Annotated in this window: 18 protein-coding genes; 2 read left to right on the top strand and 16 right to left on the bottom strand. The window is 63.6% G+C overall.

Annotated features, from left to right (window positions below; genetic code table 11):
* Positions 1-9: 9 nt before the first annotated feature.
* From surE to JQ587_RS05470, 12 genes are all read right to left on the bottom strand, one after another.
* On the bottom strand, positions 10-777 hold the full coding sequence (surE, locus tag JQ587_RS05525) for a 5'/3'-nucleotidase SurE (protein WP_212424627.1): 768 nt from the start codon (positions 775-777) through the stop codon (positions 10-12).
* A 128-nt stretch (positions 778-905) separates the two neighbouring features.
* Positions 906-1,268 (bottom strand): hypothetical protein, encoded by a 363-nt coding sequence (locus JQ587_RS05520; RefSeq protein ID WP_212424747.1) that lies wholly within the window; start codon positions 1,266-1,268, stop codon positions 906-908.
* Between the two features lie 98 nt (positions 1,269-1,366).
* Positions 1,367-2,698, bottom strand: coding sequence for a serine--tRNA ligase (serS, locus tag JQ587_RS05515; RefSeq protein WP_212424626.1), 1,332 nt, complete (start codon positions 2,696-2,698; stop codon positions 1,367-1,369).
* Between the two features lie 137 nt (positions 2,699-2,835).
* The gene (tatC, locus tag JQ587_RS05510) at positions 2,836-3,648 is read right to left on the bottom strand and encodes a twin-arginine translocase subunit TatC (RefSeq protein WP_212300774.1); all 813 of its coding nucleotides are present in this window, start codon (positions 3,646-3,648) and stop codon (positions 2,836-2,838) included.
* Positions 3,645-4,208 (bottom strand): Sec-independent protein translocase protein TatB, encoded by a 564-nt coding sequence (gene tatB / locus JQ587_RS05505; protein WP_212424625.1) that lies wholly within the window; start codon positions 4,206-4,208, stop codon positions 3,645-3,647. The genes tatC and tatB overlap by 4 nt, the downstream gene beginning before the upstream one ends.
* An 88-nt stretch (positions 4,209-4,296) precedes the next feature.
* Positions 4,297-4,530 carry a twin-arginine translocase TatA/TatE family subunit gene (locus JQ587_RS05500; protein WP_212300776.1) on the bottom strand — a complete coding sequence of 78 codons (234 nt, stop codon included), beginning with the start codon at positions 4,528-4,530 and terminating at the stop codon, positions 4,297-4,299.
* Positions 4,531-4,698: 168 nt separating this feature from the next.
* Positions 4,699-5,451 (bottom strand): SMC-Scp complex subunit ScpB, encoded by a 753-nt coding sequence (scpB, locus tag JQ587_RS05495; protein WP_212300777.1) that lies wholly within the window; start codon positions 5,449-5,451, stop codon positions 4,699-4,701.
* Between the two features lie 21 nt (positions 5,452-5,472).
* Positions 5,473-6,312, bottom strand: a complete 840-nt coding sequence (locus JQ587_RS05490) for a segregation and condensation protein A (RefSeq protein ID WP_212300778.1) — start codon at positions 6,310-6,312, stop codon at positions 5,473-5,475.
* Positions 6,309-6,737 carry a hypothetical protein gene (locus tag JQ587_RS37125; protein WP_212424624.1) on the bottom strand — a complete coding sequence of 143 codons (429 nt, stop codon included), beginning with the start codon at positions 6,735-6,737 and terminating at the stop codon, positions 6,309-6,311. The genes JQ587_RS05490 and JQ587_RS37125 overlap by 4 nt, the downstream gene beginning before the upstream one ends.
* A 45-nt stretch (positions 6,738-6,782) precedes the next feature.
* Positions 6,783-8,330: an SPOR domain-containing protein gene (locus JQ587_RS05480; protein WP_212424746.1), complete on the bottom strand. Its 1,548-nt coding sequence runs from the start codon at positions 8,328-8,330 to the stop codon at positions 6,783-6,785.
* 142 nt (positions 8,331-8,472) lie between these two features.
* Complete coding sequence (argS, locus tag JQ587_RS05475) at positions 8,473-10,263, bottom strand: arginine--tRNA ligase (protein ID WP_212424623.1); 1,791 nt, start codon at positions 10,261-10,263, stop codon at positions 8,473-8,475.
* A 9-nt stretch (positions 10,264-10,272) separates the two neighbouring features.
* Positions 10,273-11,481 (bottom strand): deoxyguanosinetriphosphate triphosphohydrolase, encoded by a 1,209-nt coding sequence (locus tag JQ587_RS05470; RefSeq protein WP_212424622.1) that lies wholly within the window; start codon positions 11,479-11,481, stop codon positions 10,273-10,275.
* A 109-nt stretch (positions 11,482-11,590) separates the two neighbouring features.
* On the opposite strand from JQ587_RS05470, the gene erpA reads away from it, so the two are divergent.
* Positions 11,591-11,920 (top strand): iron-sulfur cluster insertion protein ErpA, encoded by a 330-nt coding sequence (erpA, locus tag JQ587_RS05465; RefSeq protein ID WP_212300782.1) that lies wholly within the window; start codon positions 11,591-11,593, stop codon positions 11,918-11,920.
* A gap of 204 nt (positions 11,921-12,124) precedes the next feature.
* On the opposite strand, the gene JQ587_RS05460 is transcribed toward erpA, so the two are convergent.
* The gene (locus JQ587_RS05460; protein WP_212300783.1) at positions 12,125-12,880 is read right to left on the bottom strand and encodes a DUF4272 domain-containing protein; all 756 of its coding nucleotides are present in this window, start codon (positions 12,878-12,880) and stop codon (positions 12,125-12,127) included.
* A 186-nt stretch (positions 12,881-13,066) separates the two neighbouring features.
* Between JQ587_RS05460 and JQ587_RS36625 the strand changes: the two genes are divergently transcribed.
* Entirely contained in the window at positions 13,067-13,261 is a 195-nt protein-coding gene (locus JQ587_RS36625; protein ID WP_249154181.1) for a hypothetical protein, read from the top strand.
* Between the two features lie 158 nt (positions 13,262-13,419).
* On the opposite strand, the gene JQ587_RS05450 is transcribed toward JQ587_RS36625, so the two are convergent.
* The 3 genes from JQ587_RS05450 to JQ587_RS05440 form a co-directional block, all read right to left on the bottom strand.
* Positions 13,420-14,604: a dienelactone hydrolase family protein gene (locus JQ587_RS05450; RefSeq protein ID WP_249154180.1), complete on the bottom strand. Its 1,185-nt coding sequence runs from the start codon at positions 14,602-14,604 to the stop codon at positions 13,420-13,422.
* Between the two features lie 39 nt (positions 14,605-14,643).
* Positions 14,644-17,766 carry a DUF4132 domain-containing protein gene (locus JQ587_RS37015; protein WP_212424620.1) on the bottom strand — a complete coding sequence of 1,041 codons (3,123 nt, stop codon included), beginning with the start codon at positions 17,764-17,766 and terminating at the stop codon, positions 14,644-14,646.
* 315 nt (positions 17,767-18,081) lie between these two features.
* The gene (locus JQ587_RS05440) at positions 18,082-18,456 is read right to left on the bottom strand and encodes a hypothetical protein (RefSeq protein WP_212424619.1); all 375 of its coding nucleotides are present in this window, start codon (positions 18,454-18,456) and stop codon (positions 18,082-18,084) included.
* Positions 18,457-18,494: the final 38 nt, after the last annotated feature.

Below are 18,494 nucleotides of genomic sequence, written 5' to 3'. Positions count from 1 at the left end.
GAATCGTCGTCACTTCAACGTTGCGCTCAGCTCTTCGGAGAACGCTTCATTGGTGCGATCGAGCCGCAGCGGCGTAACCGAGACGTAGCGCTCGCGCAGCGCCGCGAGATCAGTGCCTTCGGCCGGTGTGTCCATCATTGCCGCCCGTTCGAAGCCGATCCAGAAATAGGGATTGTTGCGACCGTCCCTGCGCTCGTCGATCCTGAGGAAACCCAGATTGCGCTTGCCCTGCCGCGTGACGCGAATGCCGAGCACGTCCTCAGGTGCGCAGGACGGGAAGTTGACGTTGATGACGGTGTCCTTCGGGATGCCGGCCTTTATCACCTTGCGCAAAATGTCGGGACCGAATTGGCGCGCGGTGTCCCACGGCGGATGCTCGCGCGTCTCGACGCTGAATTCCTGCGACAGTGCGAACGACGGGATCCCCAGGATGGTGCCTTCGAGCGCGCCGGCGATGGTGCCTGAATAGACCACGTCCTCGGCAACGTTACGGCCCTTGTTGACGCCGGAGAGCACGACATCGGGCAGCTTGGCACCGAGGATATGACGGGCCCCCATGATGACACAGTCAGTCGGCGTGCCGCGCACCGCGAAGTGCCGCGGCCCGACTTCGCGCAGGCGCAAGGGATCGTTCAGTGATAGCGAATGCGACACGCCGGATTGATCTAGCTCTGGCGCCACCACCCAGACGTCATCGGACAGCGCGCGTGCGATCTCCTCCACGACCTTGAGTCCGGGGGCGTGGATACCGTCGTCATTGGTGCAGAGAATGCGCATACCGTTGGTCGATTCCTGAGCTGGGATCAGGCCGTCTTATCCGGCCGGGACCGATCAGGCAAACCAGCTTCGGCGCAGACCTCACCCGCGATCCCCGCCATTGCTGCGACGCAGCAATGGCGTTGGCTTTAACGGCGGACCCGCCATTGCGGCAGGAAGCGCGCGAGCCTGCCTTCGGCACGCAACTGCATCGCAGGCAAGACCGGATGCACGACGGGAGTTTCAATCACACCGAACGCCTTCAGTTGCGCAAGGAACGGGGCCGATGCCGGCGTCTCGGGAAAGCGCTCCCGCGCCATCGTCAGCGCCTTGTCGAAGTCCTCGGCGTTGACACCGGGCTTCGCGCGCCGGCTCTGCACGAGGCTCTCGTCCCAGAGCCGCGCGATCTCGATGTCCAGCACGCCACGCAAGCGTTGATCGATGGCTTGAATACCGGCGCCGGTCACTGCCCATTGTCGGCCGACCCAGAAGATGTCGCGGTGCAAGGCCATGGACAGTCGGGTTCGTGTTGACGAATGCCCGGCAGGATAGCCGGCCGCCCGATCTTCGCAACCAAACGTTTCTGCCGCAACATCAAGCAACACGCTTGTTACTCGCGCGTGATCACCTTCAGCCCGCCCATGTAAGGCTGCAGCACGCTCGGAACGGCAATCGAGCCATCCCCCTGCTGATAGGTCTCCATGACAGCGATCAGCGCGCGGCCGACCGCCGTTCCCGAGCCATTCAGCGTATGCACGAAGCGCGGCTTGCCGTCTGGGCCACGTGAGCGCGCATCCATGCGCCGCGCCTGGAAATCGCCGCAGACCGAGCAGCTCGAGATCTCGCGGAACATGCCGCCCTCGCCCTGCCCGGGCATCCACACCTCGATGTCATAGGTTTTTTGCGACGAAAAACCCATATCGCCTGCGCAGAGCGTCATCACGCGATAATGCAGGTCGAGCTTCTGCAGCACCTGTTCCGCGCAGGACAGCATCCGCTCAAGCTCGTCTTTGCTGGTCTCGGGCGTGGTGATCGACACCAGCTCGACCTTGGTGAACTGGTGCTGGCGGATCATACCGCGCGTGTCGCGTCCGGCCGCACCTGCTTCGGCGCGGAAGCACGGCGTCAGCGCGGTGAGCCGCATCGGCAATTGCTTCTCGTCGAGAATGGATTCACGCGCGAGGTTGGTGAGCGATACCTCCGCAGTCGGGATCAGGCCGAGACGCTCGGTCTTCAGCCGCTCGTGATCGGGCGCTGCGAGCAATTCCCCCTTGATCGCCCAGAACTGGTCGTCCTCGAATTTCGGCAACTGCCCCGTGCCGAACATGACCTCGTTGCGCACCAGGAGCGGCGGATTGATTTCGGTGTAGCCGTGCTCATTCGTGTGCAGGTCGAGCATGAACTGGCCGATCGCACGCTCGAGCCGCGCGAGCCCCTTCTTCAGCACGACGAAGCGCGCGCCGGAAAGTTTTGCCGCTGCCTCGAAATCCATATAGCCGAGCGCGGTGCCGAGATCGTCGTGCAGCTTCGGCGCAAAGCCGTAGTTGCGCCGAACGCCGAATACATGGCGCTGGACGTTGCCGTGCTCGTCAACGCCGTCGGGAACTTCATCGAACGGAATATTCGGGATCGCCGACAGTTCTTTGGTCAGCTCCTCGTCGGCAGCTTTTGCAGCGGCCTCGAGCTCCGGCATCGTGGTCTTGAGCTCGGCGACTTCGGCCATGAGCTTGGCCGCGCGCGCCTCGTCCTTGGCTTTCTTGGCATCGCCGATTTCCTTGGACGCCGCATTGCGCCGCGCCTGCGCCTGCTCGGACGCCAGGATCGACGCCCGCCGTCTCTCGTCGATCGCGAGCAGCGACGCCGACAACGACTTCAGACCCCGCCGGGCGAGGCCGGCGTCGAAGGCTTGCGGATTGTCGCGGATCGATTTGATGTCGTGCATGGCTGTTTTCCCGTCATGGCCGGGCTTATCCCGGCCATCCACGTATCTGCCGCCTTAGATCAAGTCGTGGATGCCCGGGTCAAGCCCGGGCATGACGAATCATCGGCTGTACAGCGATATGATAGAGCGAAAGTGCCCTACTCCGCCGGATTGGCCGGCGTCGATACGTCGGTGCCGGTGGTCGCCTGCGAGGCGGCCGCCTTCTTCTCCACCATCGACACCGCGATGATCGAGCCCTCGTAGAGCGCAAGCAGGGGAATCGCGAGCGAGCACTGGCTGAGGATATCCGGCGGCGTCAGGACGGCCGCGATGATGAAGGCCAGAACGATGAAATAGCGGCGTTTCTCGCGCAGCATCTTGGACGTGATGATACCGATCCGCCCGAGCAGCGTCAAAATCACCGGAAGCTGGAAGGCGATGCCGAACGCGAAGATCAGCGACATCATCAGCGACAGATATTCGCCGACCTTGGGCAGCAGCTGGATCTGCGCGGTCTCGTCGCCGCCCATCTGCTGCATGCCGAGCGAGAAGCGAACCAGCATCGGCAGCACGACGAAATAGACCAGCGCAGCGCCGAGCACGAAGAAGAACGGGGTCGCGATCAGATATGGCAGGAAGGCCTGCTTCTCATGCTTGTAGAGGCCGGGTGCAACGAACTTGTAGATCTGCGTCGCAACGATCGGGAACGAGATAAAGCCGGCACCGAACAGGGCGAGCTTGAGCTGGGTGATGAAATATTCCAGCAGCGCCGTGTAGATGAATTTCGAGTTCTCGGCGCCTGCAACCCACACGAACGGCCAGACCAGCACGTTGTAGATCTGCTTGGCGAAGAAGAAGCAGAAGATGAAGGCCACGCCGAAGCCCAGGAGCGCCTTGATCAGCCGCGCGCGCAGCTCGATCAGATGGTCCATCAGCGGGGCTTTGCTGGCCTCGATATCGGCGTCGCTCATGACGCTTTGGCGTCCTTGATCGCTTCGGATGGCGCCGTGTCTTGAGTAACAGCGTCTTGCGCAACCGGCGTCTGCTCGACCTCACGGGTGATGGCGAGCGGCTCGCTCACCGCCGCATGTGCCTCAGCTTCCACGAAGGTCTCAGGCGTGGGGGCTTCAGGTGTCGTTGGGGTCACCGGCGCTTCACTCGAAGTCGCCGGCGCTTCAGTTGAAGTCGCCGGCGCCTCGATGGCAGCCGCTGTCGTGGCCGTCTCGGCCGGCTTGTCGAGCGCGTCGACACGCAGCGCGTCGCTGACGTCCTTCTGCAGCGAGGTCATCAAGCCGCCGCCGGTGAATCCGGAGGCGGCTTCCTTGACCTCGTCAAAGCTCTTCTTGAGGTCCGCCATCTCGGCCTCGCGCATCGCTTCCTGGAACTGGCCCTGGAATTCGGCGGCCATCTTGCGGGCCTTGCCCATCCACTGGCCAACCATGCGCAGCACGCCCGGCAGCTCTTTCGGGCCAATGGCGACCAGGGCCACGACCCCGATCAGAACCAGTTCACTCCACCCGATGTCGAACATGACGTCTTCCGTTCACGCGAAGCCACGATCGGCCCAATCCCTCACGCGCAGGATCGGGTCCGCTTCCCGCGTCTCGCGTGCTCCTGGCTCAGACGGCCTTGCTGCCGACGTCGGATCGCGCCGCGGTCGGCGCGGCATTGTGCTCGATAGACTTCGAGGGCTCCTGCTTGTCGGCGGGCTTGTCGTCGTCCTGCATGCCCTTCTTGAAGGCCTTGATGCCCTGCGCCACGTCACCCATCAGATCCGAAATCTTGCCGCGGCCAAACAGCAGCAGGACCACTGCGATCACCAAGATCCAGTGCCAAATGCTAAGCGAACCCATCCTGCAACCCTCCAAACGCGCATGGCCGGGACCCCGGCCGATCTTCACCGAAACCTAGGCTTCGCAGGTACCAAAAACAAGGACCAAGGCAGCGCCAATTCGCTGTTGGCGCTACGTAATCTTGCTAGTGTTAACCAGTCGCAGGGGCCCGTAAGAGGCCGCGGAGGATTACTCCTCGCTCCCGCCCTCGCCGCCCTCGTTACCGCCTTCCGGCGGCGTCTCGGGCTCGACAGCGGGCGCCAGCGCCAGATCGAGCTCCTCGCCTGGTTCCAGCGGATCCTCGTCCTCACGCAGTGCCGGGTCGTCCGACGGCGTCGGTACGCTGAAACCGGTCGGCAAGCGCGAGTCCAGGAGACCCGTGCCCTTCAGCTCCTCCAGACCCGGCAGATCGCCGAGCTGTTCCAAGGTGAACTGCGACAGGAAGTCCTCGGTGGTTCCGAAGGTCAAGGGACGGCCAGGCGTCTTGCGACGGCCGCGCGGCTTGATCCAGCCGGTCTCCAGGAGCACGTCGAGCGTGCCCTTGGAGGTGACGACGCCGCGGATCTCCTCGATCTCGGCACGCGTCACCGGCTGGTGATAGGCGATGATCGCCAGCACCTCGATGGCCGCGCGCGACAGGCGCCGGGTCTCGGTGCTCTCACGCGTCATCAGCCAGGACAGATCGCCGGCGGTGCGGAAGGTCCATTTGTTGGCGACCCGCACGAGGTTCACGCCGCGCAAGGCGTAGTCGGCCTGGAGCTGCTCGAGCGCAGCCTTGACGTCCACGCCCTCGGGCATGCGCTTGGCCAGCGTCGCGGTGTCCAGCGGTTCATTCGATGCGAACAGCAGTGCTTCCAGCAGCCGCAATTCTTCGGGACGCGCCTGGGATTCGTTCTCCATCGGCTCGGCCTCTTCTACCCGCACTTCAGCCAGGCTTGCCATGGCAGCTTCTCCTTCTTGCACTTAACCGACCGGCGCGTCGGGCGCAGGTGCCGCGTCCACGACCGGTTTCGGGCGCCCCTTCCGGAAATAGATGGGCGCAAACGCCTCTTTCTGGTTCAGCTCGAGCTGACCTTCACGCACGAGCTCGAGCGCGGCGGCGAAGCTCGAAGCGAACACCGTTGCGCGCTGCGTCGGATCGGCGACGTGACGGATCAGGAAATCGTCGAGCACGCCCCAGTCGTCCTGTTCGGTGATGCTGCCGACCAGCCGCTCCAGCGTGGCCCGTGCCTCGGCGAGCGACCATACGGTGCGCTTGGCCAGATGCACGCTCGCCAGCACGCGCGACTGGCGCTGTGAGGCATAGGCGGTAAGCAGGTCGTACAGCGTCGCGGTATATTTCGGATGCTTGATCTCAGCGATCTGCTCGGGCTCGCCGCGCGGAAAAATGTCGCGCAACAATTGCTGCCGGTTCATCAGCCGGTTGGCAGCTTCGCGAATGGCTTCCAGACGACGCAGCCGGTTGGCGAGCGCGGTTGCCATTTCCTCGGCGCTCGGACCTTCCGCGCTCGGCGGCTCCGGCAGCAGCAGGCGCGACTTCAGGAAGGCAAGCCAGGCCGCCATCACCAGATAGTCGGCGGCAAGCTCAAGCCGGATCTTTCGCGCGGCTTCGATGAAGTGAAGATACTGGTCGGCGAGCGCCAGGATCGAGATCTTGGCAAGGTCGACCTTTTGCTGCCGCGCCAGCGCGAGCAACAGGTCGAGCGGGCCTTCATAGCCCTCGACGTCGACCACCAACGCCGGCTCGCCTTCGGCCAGCTCTGCGGGCCGGCCGGTTTCAAACGATAGGATTTCTGCGGTCATGCGGATGCCGTGTTTGCGGTCAATGCGTCCAGTGTCGCATTGTCGTTGCTGTGAAGCGGCGCGCCGGCCACGAACATGGCGCGAACCCGCTCGCCAATTCGTCCCGCCAGCGTCTTCATCGGCACGTCATTACTCATTAACAAACCCTGGAACCCGATTGCGCTGCGAATCACCTGAGCAATCATTGTCGCAGAAGTCGTCACTGGATGGACCGGCTCGGCGGCGCCATCCACGGGAATGCTGAGACCGGCCGCGATCGGTCGCGCCGTCGTCAATTCCCTAGCTGGACCCGCAACTTGGGTCGAAATCTCGAAGCGGAGATTGAAGAGGATGACGTTCCACGAGCATTTGTCACGGACAAGCGCCCGCTCAGCGGCGGTCAGTTCCGTTCCGGATACGCCGGTGATGAAGGCCCGCGTGCTCATAGGGCCGATTAACCCTGCCCCGCGAGGGGGTCAAGGAAACGGCCGTTAATTCCTCTGGACGAAGCAGGCAGACAAGCCGGCGGACTTCAGGTTGTTGCAAGCCTGCGTCGCTTCCTCAGCCGAACCATAGGGACCGGCGAAGGCACGGTAGACGATCCCCTTGCCCTTGTCGGTCAGGTCGACCCGCTTGATCACCGGCGAGCGGGATCCAAGCACGCTACCATACTTGCTCTGGAGCACACGGTAGGACGCGGCGGCACTATCCTCGCTCTGCTGCGAGGACACTTGCACGACGTAGCCACCGCCGCTGCTCGCGGGAGCAATCTGCGTCGGATTGGTCGCGGCCATGCGCTGCGGCGGCTCTGCCGGCGCCGCCTGCGGCGCCAGCGAGAGCGGCTGGTTGACACTGGCATTGGCAGAGGTGGGTGGCGTGCGCGGCGCAGCCGGTGCGGCGAGCGGTTTTGGCGGCGCGACCGGCTTGGCGGGCGACGGTGCGGCGGCCTGCGGCACGGCACTGTCGGTCTGGTCACCCTTCACCGACACAGTCTTGATCGAGCGCGGCGCGTTGTTCGGCATGGTCCCGTTGCTCGACGTCGGGCCAGCATTCGGCGGCGGAGCAGCCGATGGCGACACGCTCGCAACCGACGGCGGGTTGGCATTTTGGTTGAGCGGCGGAAAAATCACGCGAGGGCCGGCCGCCTTGGCGTTGACGTCGACAGGCGCCTCCTCGCGCGGCACGATCTTTTCGCTGCCGTCACCGCTCACCATGCGGTCCGGTACCTTGGCCGAGGAATCCGAGGGTGCCGGCACAATCTTGGTCGGCGTGTTGTCGGCCTTGATGATCGGTGGTTCGCCGCTGCGGGGCGAGCCGATATAGGTCTTGTAGGCGAAGGCCGCTCCCGTACCGACCACGGCGAGCGCGAGGATCGCCGCAACGGTCATCATGCCGCCGCGTGATTTCCTGGGCTCATCGAGATCGGCCTCGGGATAGTCGCTCTGGAACGCATAAGGATCATCCGGATAGGCCGGCTCGCGCTGAAAATCCTGCTCGCCCGTCTCGAGCCGCCCGTAGAGCGCATCATCGTAGCGCGCCGGATCAGGCTGCTGCTCGTACGGCGCCTCGTAGGCTTGGTGCTGGGCCTGCTCCTGATGGTAGGCTTGATCCTGATAAGCCTGATCCTGATAGGCTCGGTCCTGATAGGCCTGCGGCTCGGGTACGGCCGGCTGAGCTGAATAGCGATGCAACGGATGAACGGGATTCACGGTGACGGGATAGTCAGGCTCGGGCGCCGGCTGCGGCTGCACATTGGCGCGCCGCATCCATGAGGGCGGCCCCGGCTGAGACGGCGCGGCCTGCTCGGCATAATCCTGCTGATAATCGTCGTGCGGATAATCATCATCCTGATAGCTCTGCGCAGGTGCAGGCGCTGCTGCGGGTCGCGCACCCGGGCGGCCCTGCGCTGCGAACGGATCGGTCTGCCCGATCAGACGCGCGAGCTCGGCCAAGGGATCGTTGTCCGCCTTCCCATGCTGGTCGCCACCGCGACCATAGTCATCGGAGGGAAACGGTCTGTCGTGATATCGATCGGCCATCGTGATGATGCGTCCCTTCGGGAAAGCCGCGCGCCCCTCGACCAAGGCGCAGCTTTCGACCCACAAGGCTTTCAACCAAGTCTAAGCGATCCGGCTTCTGCCGGTACCCCCACAATATTCCCCTTAAGTAGTTCGCCCCAAACTACCGCATCTCATCCGGAGCATGGACGCCGAGGATGGCGAGGCCCGATGCCAGGACAGAGACGACGCCCTGGACCATGGCCAGCCGCGCCTTTGTAAGATCTGCATCATTATTGATAATGAAGCGTAAATAGGGCAAATCGCGCCCTTTCGTCCAAAGTGCGTGAAATTCGCTCGCTAAGTCATAGAGATAAAAGGCAATACGGTGCGGCTCGTGGGCCGCTGCGGCGGCTTCCAGCATGCGCGGATAAATTGCGAGGCGCTTAAGAAGATCAAGCTCAACGGGGTCCGACAGCCGTTCCACCGACGACTCACTCAGCCAAGCGATGCGCTTGTTGGCATCCTCGGGCAGTTCCGGGAACACCTCGGCCCGCGCGTTACGGAAGATCGAGTGGCCGCGGGCATGGCCGTACTGGACGTAGAACACCGGGTTGTCGCGCGACTGTTCCATGACCTTGGCGAGATCGAAGTCGAGCACCGCATCGTTCTTGCGGTAGAGCATCATGAAGCGGACGGCGTCCTGGCCGACTTCATCCACCACCTCACGCAAGGTGACGAAGTCCCCGCTCCGCTTGGACATTTTCACGGGCTCGCCGTTGCGCAGCAACTTCACGAGCTGGACGATCTTGACGTCGAGCGCGCCCTTGCCCGAGGTCGTCGCCTTCACCGCCGCCTGCATGCGCTTGATGTAGCCGCCATGATCGGCGCCCCAGACGTCGATCATCTCCGCGAAACCACGGTCGAACTTGTTCTTGTGGTAGGCGATGTCGGAGGCAAAGTAGGTGTAGGAATCGTCCGACTTGATTAGCGGACGATCGACGTCGTCACCGTAGGCCGTCGCCTTGAACAACAGCTGCTCACGGTCTTCCCAGTCTTCGACCGGCGCGCCCTTCGGCGGCGGCAGGCGGCCTTCATAGATGTCGCCCTTGGCCTTCAGGAAATCGATGGTCTCGGCCACCTTGTTGTTGCCGGCCTCGATCAGCGAGCGCTCGGAGAAGAATACGTCGTGACGGATGTTGAGGGCGGCGAGATCGTCCTTGATCTCGTCCATCATCATCGCGATTGCCTTGGCACGGACCGTCGGCAGCCATTGCGCCTCGCTCATCGCGAGCAGCTTGTCGCCGTGCTCCTTGGCCAGCGCCGCGCCAACGGGCTTCAGATAGTCGCCGGGATAGAGCCCTTCCGGGATCGCGCCGATGTCCTCGCCGAGCGCCTCGCGGTACCGGAGAAATGCGGAGCGCGCGAGCACGTCGACCTGCGCGCCGGCGTCATTGATGTAATATTCGCGGGTGACGTCGTGGCCGCCGAACTGGAGCAGGCTCGCCAGCGCATCGCCGAACACGGCGCCGCGGCAATGGCCCACATGCATCGGCCCGGTCGGGTTGGCCGAGACGTATTCGACATTGACCTTGGAGCCACCGCGGACACGGCCGTAATCGGCGCCCTCGCGCAGCACCGTCCGCAGCGCCTCGGCCCAGGCCGCCGGCTTCAGCGTCAGATTGATGAAACCGGGGCCGGCGACATCGACCTTGGCGATCAGCCCGTCGGCGCGCAGCCGCTCGGCGATCTGCTCGGCGAGGTCGCGGGGCTTCGCCTTTGCCTCTTTCGCAAGCACCATGGCGGCGTTGGTTGCCATGTCGCCATGGGAGGCATCGCGCGGCGGCTCGACCACCACACGCGAGAAATCGATGCCCTCGGGCCAGTTGGCGGCCGCCGCAAGCGCGCGGCAGGCGGCGTGCACACGAGCGAGCACGTCGGCGAACAGATGCGGTGCTGAGAATGTGTCGGGCATGGGCGCCGCCTAACGCAAATCCGGGGTCGAGTCAAAAAGCCGCTGATGCTCGGTCAGGGCGAAACGGTCGGTCATTCCGGCAATGAAATTGCCGATCCGGCGGGCCCGGTCGCCCTCGTCGTCGCCCTCCGCCCCGACCAGCCACTCCGGCGGCAGGTCGGCCGGCGATGCCAGGTATTTCGCGAACAGATCGAACAGGATCTGCTCCGCCTCCGCCATCACCCGCATCACCCGCTTGTGACGGTACATGTGCTGGTAGAGGAATGTCTTGATCGCGGCCTCCTCCTCGGCCACCACGGCCGGAAACGCGATCAGCGCCCGGCTCTGCTGGCGCACGTCCTGGGCCGATTGGGGCCGGACGGCGGTAATGTTCCGCTGCGCCTCCGCGAACACCGCACCGATCAGGTGCGAGATCAGCTCGCGCACCAGCTCCGCCCCGCGCCTGACGTCTTCGAGGTCAGGGTAATGCGCCGAGGTCTCGGCGATGATCTCGGCGGTGAGCGGCATGACCTTGAGGTCGTCGAGGTGGAACAGGCCGGCCCGCAGCCCGTCGTCGATATCATGGGCGTCATAGGCAATGTCGTCGGCGATCGCGGCGACCTGGGCCTCCAGCGAAGCAAAGCTCCAGAGTTCGAGGTCGTAGGTCTTGATGTAGTCGGCGATACCGACGGGAACGCCGTGCTCGCGATAGCGTCCGACCGGCGCGCCGCTGCGATCGGTCAGCGGACCGTTGTGCTTGACGATGCCCTCGAGCGACTCCCAGGTCAGATTCAGCCCGTCGAATTCGGGATAGCGGTGCTCGAGCGAACCGACGACGCGCAGCGCCTGGGCATTGTGGTCGAAGCCGCCAAAATCCTTCAGGCAGGCATCCAGCGCCCGCTCGCCGGCGTGACCGAACGGCGGATGGCCGAGATCATGGGCGAGCGCGAGGGTTTCGGTGAGGTCCTCGTCGAGCCCGAGCTGCCGGGCCAGCGCGCGGGCGACCTGCGCCACCTCCAGCGAATGGGTCAGCCGGGTGCGGTAGTGGTCGCCTTCGTGGAACACGAACACCTGGGTCTTGTACTTCAGGCGGCGGAACGCGGTCGAATGGATCACCCGGTCGCAATCCCTGCGGAACGGGCTCCGGGTCCGGCTCGGCGGCTCCGCGACCAGCCGGCCGCGGCTGCGCTCGGGGTCGCAGGCATAGGGCGCGCGGGGGGCTGCCATTCCGACGGACACGACGAATTTAGTCCCTATCCATTTGATTCTGCGTATCCTTGCACTTAACTATGCCGGACGCGGGATACCAAATGAATTGGGTATGACGCGGACCTATCGGAGACGAGCTATGACCACCCCTGTGACCATCAGTGACCGCGCCGCCCGCCGGATCGGGGAGATCCTCAAGGGCGAAGGCACCGGCGCGATGCTGCGCATTTCGGTCGAGGGCGGCGGCTGCTCCGGCTTCCAGTACAAGTTCGACATCGACCGCGACCGCACCGACGACGATCTCGTGATCGAGCAGGAGAACGCGGTGGTGCTGGTCGATTCCGCCTCGCAGCCGTTCCTGGCGGGCTCGCAGGTCGATTTCGTCGACGACCTGATCGGCGCCTCGTTCCGCGTCAACAATCCCAACGCGACGGCGTCCTGCGGCTGCGGCACCAGCTTCTCGATCTGACCAGACTCAGAATCTGCAAAACAACCCCATGCACAGTAGCCGGGACGCCGGCACGGCGCGATTCGGCTTTTGCGAAATTCATTTGACGCGTCGGGCAAAACAGGGGTAGGATGTAATCATCGTGAGGTCCCCAAGAGCGTTAGCTCGACGGGACACGTCTGCGTGGTTCGATACCACCTCGCACCGAAGCGACCCCGGCCGCAGTCAGGTGTGAGTCGTGACATCATCCCACGCTTCGTCATCGTATCCGATGAGCCAGTTCAAAGCGTGGTGTCGTTCTTTCGTCACGCCAGGCTCTAGAGCAGCCGGTACCTGCTGTCCTTTAATGCGAGCGTTTCTAACAGCCCAGTGGTACCTGTAGATCAGATCGGCTTGATCAAGGATTTCGGAAATCGGACGAAGTTCGGAGTCTTCGATAAACTCAGAGGTTGTCCTTTCGGCCATTGTGCTTGCGGCGAAACCCACATCGCAAATCTGCGCTGGCTTGCCGAGTTGGGCCACGAAACCCAATGCCCAAAGCAGAGTCCAAGCGGCTTCGTGCCTCCACGTGAATTGAATTCGGTCGTGCTGCGAGGGGGACTTGTCGAGCACGAAGGCGAGCTCCTCGGGAGTCAGATGCGGCCGGAGCTCGTATGATTCCAGAAGTCGTTCAACTAGTTCTTCCCCAAGTCCTTCGCCCTTTGCAGCAACGAAAAGGACACAAAGAGTGCGCAGCGCGACTTCTTCTTTCGACCGTTTCAGCGCCTCAGCCGTGGTCTCAATAACCGGCAATGTGGCAAGGACAGGTACGCCCTCGGCTCGAAGGACCTTTTCTGACCTGAGCTTTCGATCAATAGCTTCCACTGAGATCCCCGCGTTCTCCACTGACAGCCTCCCATTGATCGCGCCAATTCGCGAAACGCTTGTAAAACGTACAATATCACGAGGCATCTTCGACAGCGACAAGATCGAGATGCCCATCACAGCCTTGGCGCCTGGAGAGCATGCCAGACTGCGGCATCACTTCGTTTGCCGCTTCCGCACGAACAGACGCATCAAGGCGACGGGTGCAACAGTCGATTGATGAGCTGAACCAGGGTGTCCCCCAACTCTTCCGGAGCCCTGATGGTGATGCCCTGCTTGTAGTACTGGTCGACAGGATGGCCGATGCCTATCGCCGCGAGCCTGCCACGCCGCGATCTCCGGAGCGATGGCAAAAAGCTCAAAGCGATGAGCGCAACGAGCGCAGTCAAGAAAGCATTACGCCAAAGCAAGCCAGGCTCCAGCGATATCGACAGCAAGGCGCAGCGAGTGGTTAGCAACGCCGACCGGATGATTCCGGCGTCTTCGGGCCCAAAATGATGCCTTATAAATCTTCCGCGGTGCCAGTATCCAAGCGCGCTTTCGGGCAAGCAAACGCCCGCCGACGCCCCTGTAGATTTCGCTCCGATCGTCGTGCGACAGTAACAGAAGCTGGCGGCCCGGGTTTGCAGAGACTAAAGGATCGAGTGGACCGTGGTTCAATCCCCCGCAAGCTTCTGTCCGACCGCGTAAAGCCTGCAATCTTCGCCGCGCGAATTGATCTTGCATTTCATCACAGCAGGCTCGCGCGCCTCGATAGCCGTGCGGCCAAATCCAGTCCCGCAGTGGCCGTGCGTGCTCACCGCGAAGGCCTTGGCATCATCGGGATTGGCGAGGTAGTCCGCGAACGCGTCCTGACAAGCGGCGACAGCCCCCGGCGGGATCGGCAGCTCAGCGAACAACGGCGCCCCTATGACTGTCTTGGTTGGAAGACCCAATTTTTCAAGAAAGGGATCGACGGACGGAAACCAGGTGTCTGCCGGCGCGAGCACGACGGTATTGTGGCCATTCGGTTCGAACGGAGGCAGCAGACGCAACTGCGCAGGCGCACCGCCAGCGCTGTAGGCCGCGAACATGCGCCGTGCCAAATCGGGACCGTAGAATTGATCGTTCTCGGCATAGAGCCAAAGCACCGGGACACGGGCCGTGCGCCCCAATGCGGCGACTGTATCGACCAGATTATCAGGTGAGCAGGGTTGGTTGGGTGCGGAAAATCTGTGCCGACCGCCATCGAAATTCACGGCGCCAACGACCCCCGGTATGTTCTCTGCGGCGACGGCCATCACCGTGAGCCCCCCAACGGAATGACCGAGCAAAACGACATGCTCAGCGTCGACCCAGGGCTCATTACGCAGTGAAGCGACCGCCGCAATGATATCGTCGCTGGCGGCGTGCACGGCCGGAAGATAGTCGCAGGTCTGCCGCGCAGACTCGGAGAACCCTCCCCCGGATCGGCCATAACCACGACGCATGATCGAGACCACTGCATATCCTCGCTGCGCGAAGGCGACGGCGGCCTTGCTATAGCCGACCGGAGAGCGGTTGAGGAGTTCAGTGAAGAATTCCTCGCCGAAGCCGCTAGGCATGCCGTGAGTGATCACGACCAGAGGAAATTTGCCGGGACGATCAGGACGAACCACGAAGCTTTCAAGCGACACATTGTTGCCGGAGATCACGACAGGCAACATCATGTGCGCGCTCATCAGCGCCCCGTCGCCGGCGCGGGCGGAGGCCGTGAACAAGATGAGAAGCAGGGCAAGGAAGCGCATGGCGGCGCAACGTAACACGGCGCATCCGAATTGCCAGCGTCCGGCCAACCGGTGCGGACACGCATATTCGCGCATGGGGTTAACGCCTTCGCGCGCCTTGTCGGCGCCCGACGCTCACCCAACGAGTTGGGAGAGAATAGTGGGATCTTCGATCCGATCGTCCTGAGCGAGCAGCATCGCTTTGGAGAGGATCAGCGACAGCGTCGGGTTGCCTTCCGAAGGCAGAAAATCCAATTCGTCCTCGCCGCCTTTGGGCACAATGCAAAGGTGCCGGCCGCTGTCCGCAAGCAGGCTCGCTCCCGATCCCAGGTGAATGCGATACGTCGTCCGCTTCCCGTCGACGATCAACCAGTCGCCGGCGATATGGCAACTCTCGGCAATGGCGAGCGAGGGCAGCAGCGTCTCCAGGAACGCCTTTCGCAGCGCCTGAGCCTCGCCACGATCAGCGCTCGCGAAGTCGTCGCGGTAGCGTCCGGCGTTGGGCAGTTCGGAAACCGGCATCGAGGCCCCGGCGCCGCGGTCAGTCCAGAAACGGTCCGCAGCAATGGAGGTCGCGTCGATGGCGGTCTCCAGATCGCACAACGTCTCGCTGAACGCCACGGTAGGAACCTCGTCGAGCGGCAGCGGCGCGTCCGCGACGGCGCCTTTCGCATCGAGGGCGTGGAAGACGAGCCGGTCCGTCGTCACATATTCGTAATTCGGCGCGCCGTATTCCTCCGGTACGCTGGGCGCGCCGACGCCGGAGAACCAGAACTCGGCCGCTACCCCGAAGGCCGGCAGCAGCAGCCGGTTCGGCTTGGCGTCCGACCTTTCGTCGTCGGCGACGCGGCTCGCCGCGATCCAGCCGCGCTTGCGAAGGATTGCGATCAGCACCGGCTGATGCAGGATATGGCCGGCGAAGCGATTGGAATAGGTTCGCGTCTCGCGCTCGGCGTCAGTCACCACGTAGCTCGCACGCCAAGCCTGCGCGAAGGGCTGGCGTATTCCACTGGCTTTCAGCCGTTCGCGCCATGCCGCGACGGCGCCCATACGCTCGGTCAGCGGATGCCACATGCGCACGCTGGCTTCCGGCCCGGGAAGCGGGAGCACCGCGCCATCCATCTGCAAAATCGTTCCATCAGCGCGCGGAATTCCCTCGATCGCGCCGCTTTCGGTATCAAAGCGCCAGATCAGCCTGCGCGAGAGCGTGGCGACTAGGCCATTGTCGAGCAGGCGCTCGCGCCAGTCGGCGAGACGCCAGCAGCGGTCGCGTCGCCACGAGGATTGCAAACGCGAGCGCGCCTCGGGCAGTAGCAACGCGATATCAGTTTGAGCCTCGGTGAGCTCCTCGGCGAGGGCTTTGGCGGTCTCGTCAACGAGCGCGGCCTTTGCAATGCCACGCTTGCTCCGCGCCTTCGGGGCGGACGTATCGAGACTCGTCAGGGCCGCCTTGCGCGAGGAGATTACGGCCAGCGTCACCGCGTGCGTCCCCAACATTTCGGTGCGCGTGCCGTCCGGCCCGATGCCGTAATCGGGCGTCGCCAGATCGTGCATGTCGTCGAGGCCGAGCCCCACCTTGGCGCCCGCGGCTGCAAGCGCCGTGTCAACCAGCTTGGCGACCGACTTGTCGCGGATGGCGCGTCGCAGCCGCGCCAGCGCATAGGCCGCCTCGAGGGTTCCGATTTGTCCGAGCGACCACAGCACGGCATTGCCCGCCGCCTGGGAGCGGAAGTCACCGGACCTCTTGAAGTAGAATTCACGGCCTGCCGCCTCGAGCAGATCAGGCACGCGTGCGTCGTCAATGCGCGACAACGCCCAGACAACGCCGCGGGCAATGGCGACGTTCGGCTCCGACATCGGCCGGCGCAGGCGATGTTCGGCATCGCGCCGCGCGTCCGCGCCCTCCCACGGGGTATGACGCGGACCGAGGAAATGTGCGCTTTGCGCGCAATAGTGCAACGCCAGGCGGCGCAACGCATGGGTTCGGCTGTGCTTGCGCGTCGTGCGGTCAAATTCGGCCCGAAGAAGCGAAAGGTTATTGAACGCCATGAAGGCTTCCCGGGCGTACGCCCAATCGACCCTCTCCAGCGATAGGTCTGTCAGATGATCGAGCCAGCGCATGAAACCGCCCAGCACAGCGTCAGCGCCAAGACGCGCAACATGGTCGTCGGTCGTCTTGAGCCACTTGGCCGAAGGCTTGGTCGCATCGAGACCGACGAGATGATCAAGGAAATGCCCTTCGGGGTCGGCGCCCCCGAACGTCAAGGCGGCGATGTCGGGTACGCCCCAGCCGTCGAACGTGAACGGCGAGCGATTGGTCTCGCCGCGCGCGAAGCGCCGGAACCCATCCAGCTCGTCGTCCGTGTAGGGCCGGAAGGCGGGATCGGCGATCGTTTGCAGCCCTTTGGATTCGCGCAGCGCGGCAAAGCCTGGCTGGCTCTTGATGTCCGGTGCCGGAGACCACGTGCCGCCTTCGATGGTCCACCAGGGCCAGCCCATCTCGTCGTCCGAGACCTCGAAGGTCGCGCGAAACGTCGCGGGATCGTTCAACCAGCTCGGCGCGGCAAAGCTCGCGGCGAAGGCGCGCTTGACGTCGCCGACGAGCAGGCGAACCTCCTGGTGGAAGTCGAGATAGAAGGCCCAGAGCGCGGGGTCGAGGTTTTCATAGCCCCACATCGCCGCGCGCATCGGCGCGAACTGGCTCATGCGCTGAAAGAACGTGTCCTGGCGGCCGTAGCCGGAAACGTCGAGCAAGGCTCTCGCGCCCGGCTCCAGCGTGCCCCCTTTCGCCAGCAATGCGTCGCGCGTCTCCGCACTGACGCCGTGATAGCGATCGAACACGATCAGCGCGTCGCGCCGCGCGGCATCAGGCAATGCCATACCCTTGGCGGCGGCCTGCGCGATCGCCTTGACGGCGCCCAACGATTTCATCCGATAGTCGCGGCCGGCGGCGTTCGCCAGATGGTAGTCACTCGGACAATGATGGGCGAGCCAATCGAGTGTCTGCGTCACCAGCTCGGCGTCGACGGGAAAGCCGGTCTCGCACAGGACGACCATGACGCCTTCGCAAAACTTCTCGAAAAACCTGACATCGCCTTCGGGTCCCTGAACGAGGCTGCCGTTAGTCCGGATTTCGAGATCTCCGTCCCAGCCTAGGTGAGCCTTGACTGCGAGAAGATGACGAAACAGGGATGCGCGGCGTTCGGCCGGCAGCGCGCGGATCGCCGCACGGGTTTCCTTGGCGTCGTCGTACGTCACCCATCCAATCGGAAACCGCACAGGGGAAGTCCGAGCGTGTACCAAATCGAACATCGTAGGGACTGTCCGAGCCGCGGCCAGATCGAGCAGCATGTCGAGGTCCGCCAAGCTTTGACGATCTGCTCCCGGCATGACGCGGGCGCGATCTCGCTTCGCGACCATGATTTGCTTCGCGTTCTCCTCCCGTAAGACTTGGGTTGTGAACAGGTTGTCATGTGCCTCAAGCAATGAGGTCAGCAGCTCGGTGGGCGGGCGCTGGTCGGACATGTGATTGCCTTGGTTGATGATCCAAGTGGCAGCGGGTCGGGACGGCGGTTAGCCGCCTTTGAGCGGTGTCAGGCGCAGGAACACGACGTTGCTTTTCGGCGTCAACGGAAATGGCGCGTCGAGATCGACGACCTGGCGGCGGTCAACGAGCAGAAAGAAGCGGTTGGCCGAAAACGAATGCAGTGCGGCCTCGACCATTTCGTCGAGCGTCAAATCTCGTGTGTTCGATCCTGGTGCAATTAATGCGGCAGGCAGTTCGCCACCATGCGCGTCGAAGCGCTCGAAGCGACGTTCGAACTCGCGGCGCACTCTTTCCGCGATGAGCAGCCGCGCCGTGATTTGAGCGGCTTCCGACCAGCTGAATGACCCAACGGCAGTTGGCGGCTGCACTCCGGTTTGATCGCAATAATCAACCTCGAACATCGGCCCCCTCGCGACAGGATACGGCTACTTTCAATTAC

The sequence above is a fragment of the Bradyrhizobium manausense genome, assembly GCF_018130615.1.
In the GTDB taxonomy this organism is placed as follows: Bacteria; Pseudomonadota; Alphaproteobacteria; order Rhizobiales; family Xanthobacteraceae; genus Bradyrhizobium; species Bradyrhizobium manausense_A.
This window is presented reverse-complemented; position numbering and strand designations above follow the sequence as displayed.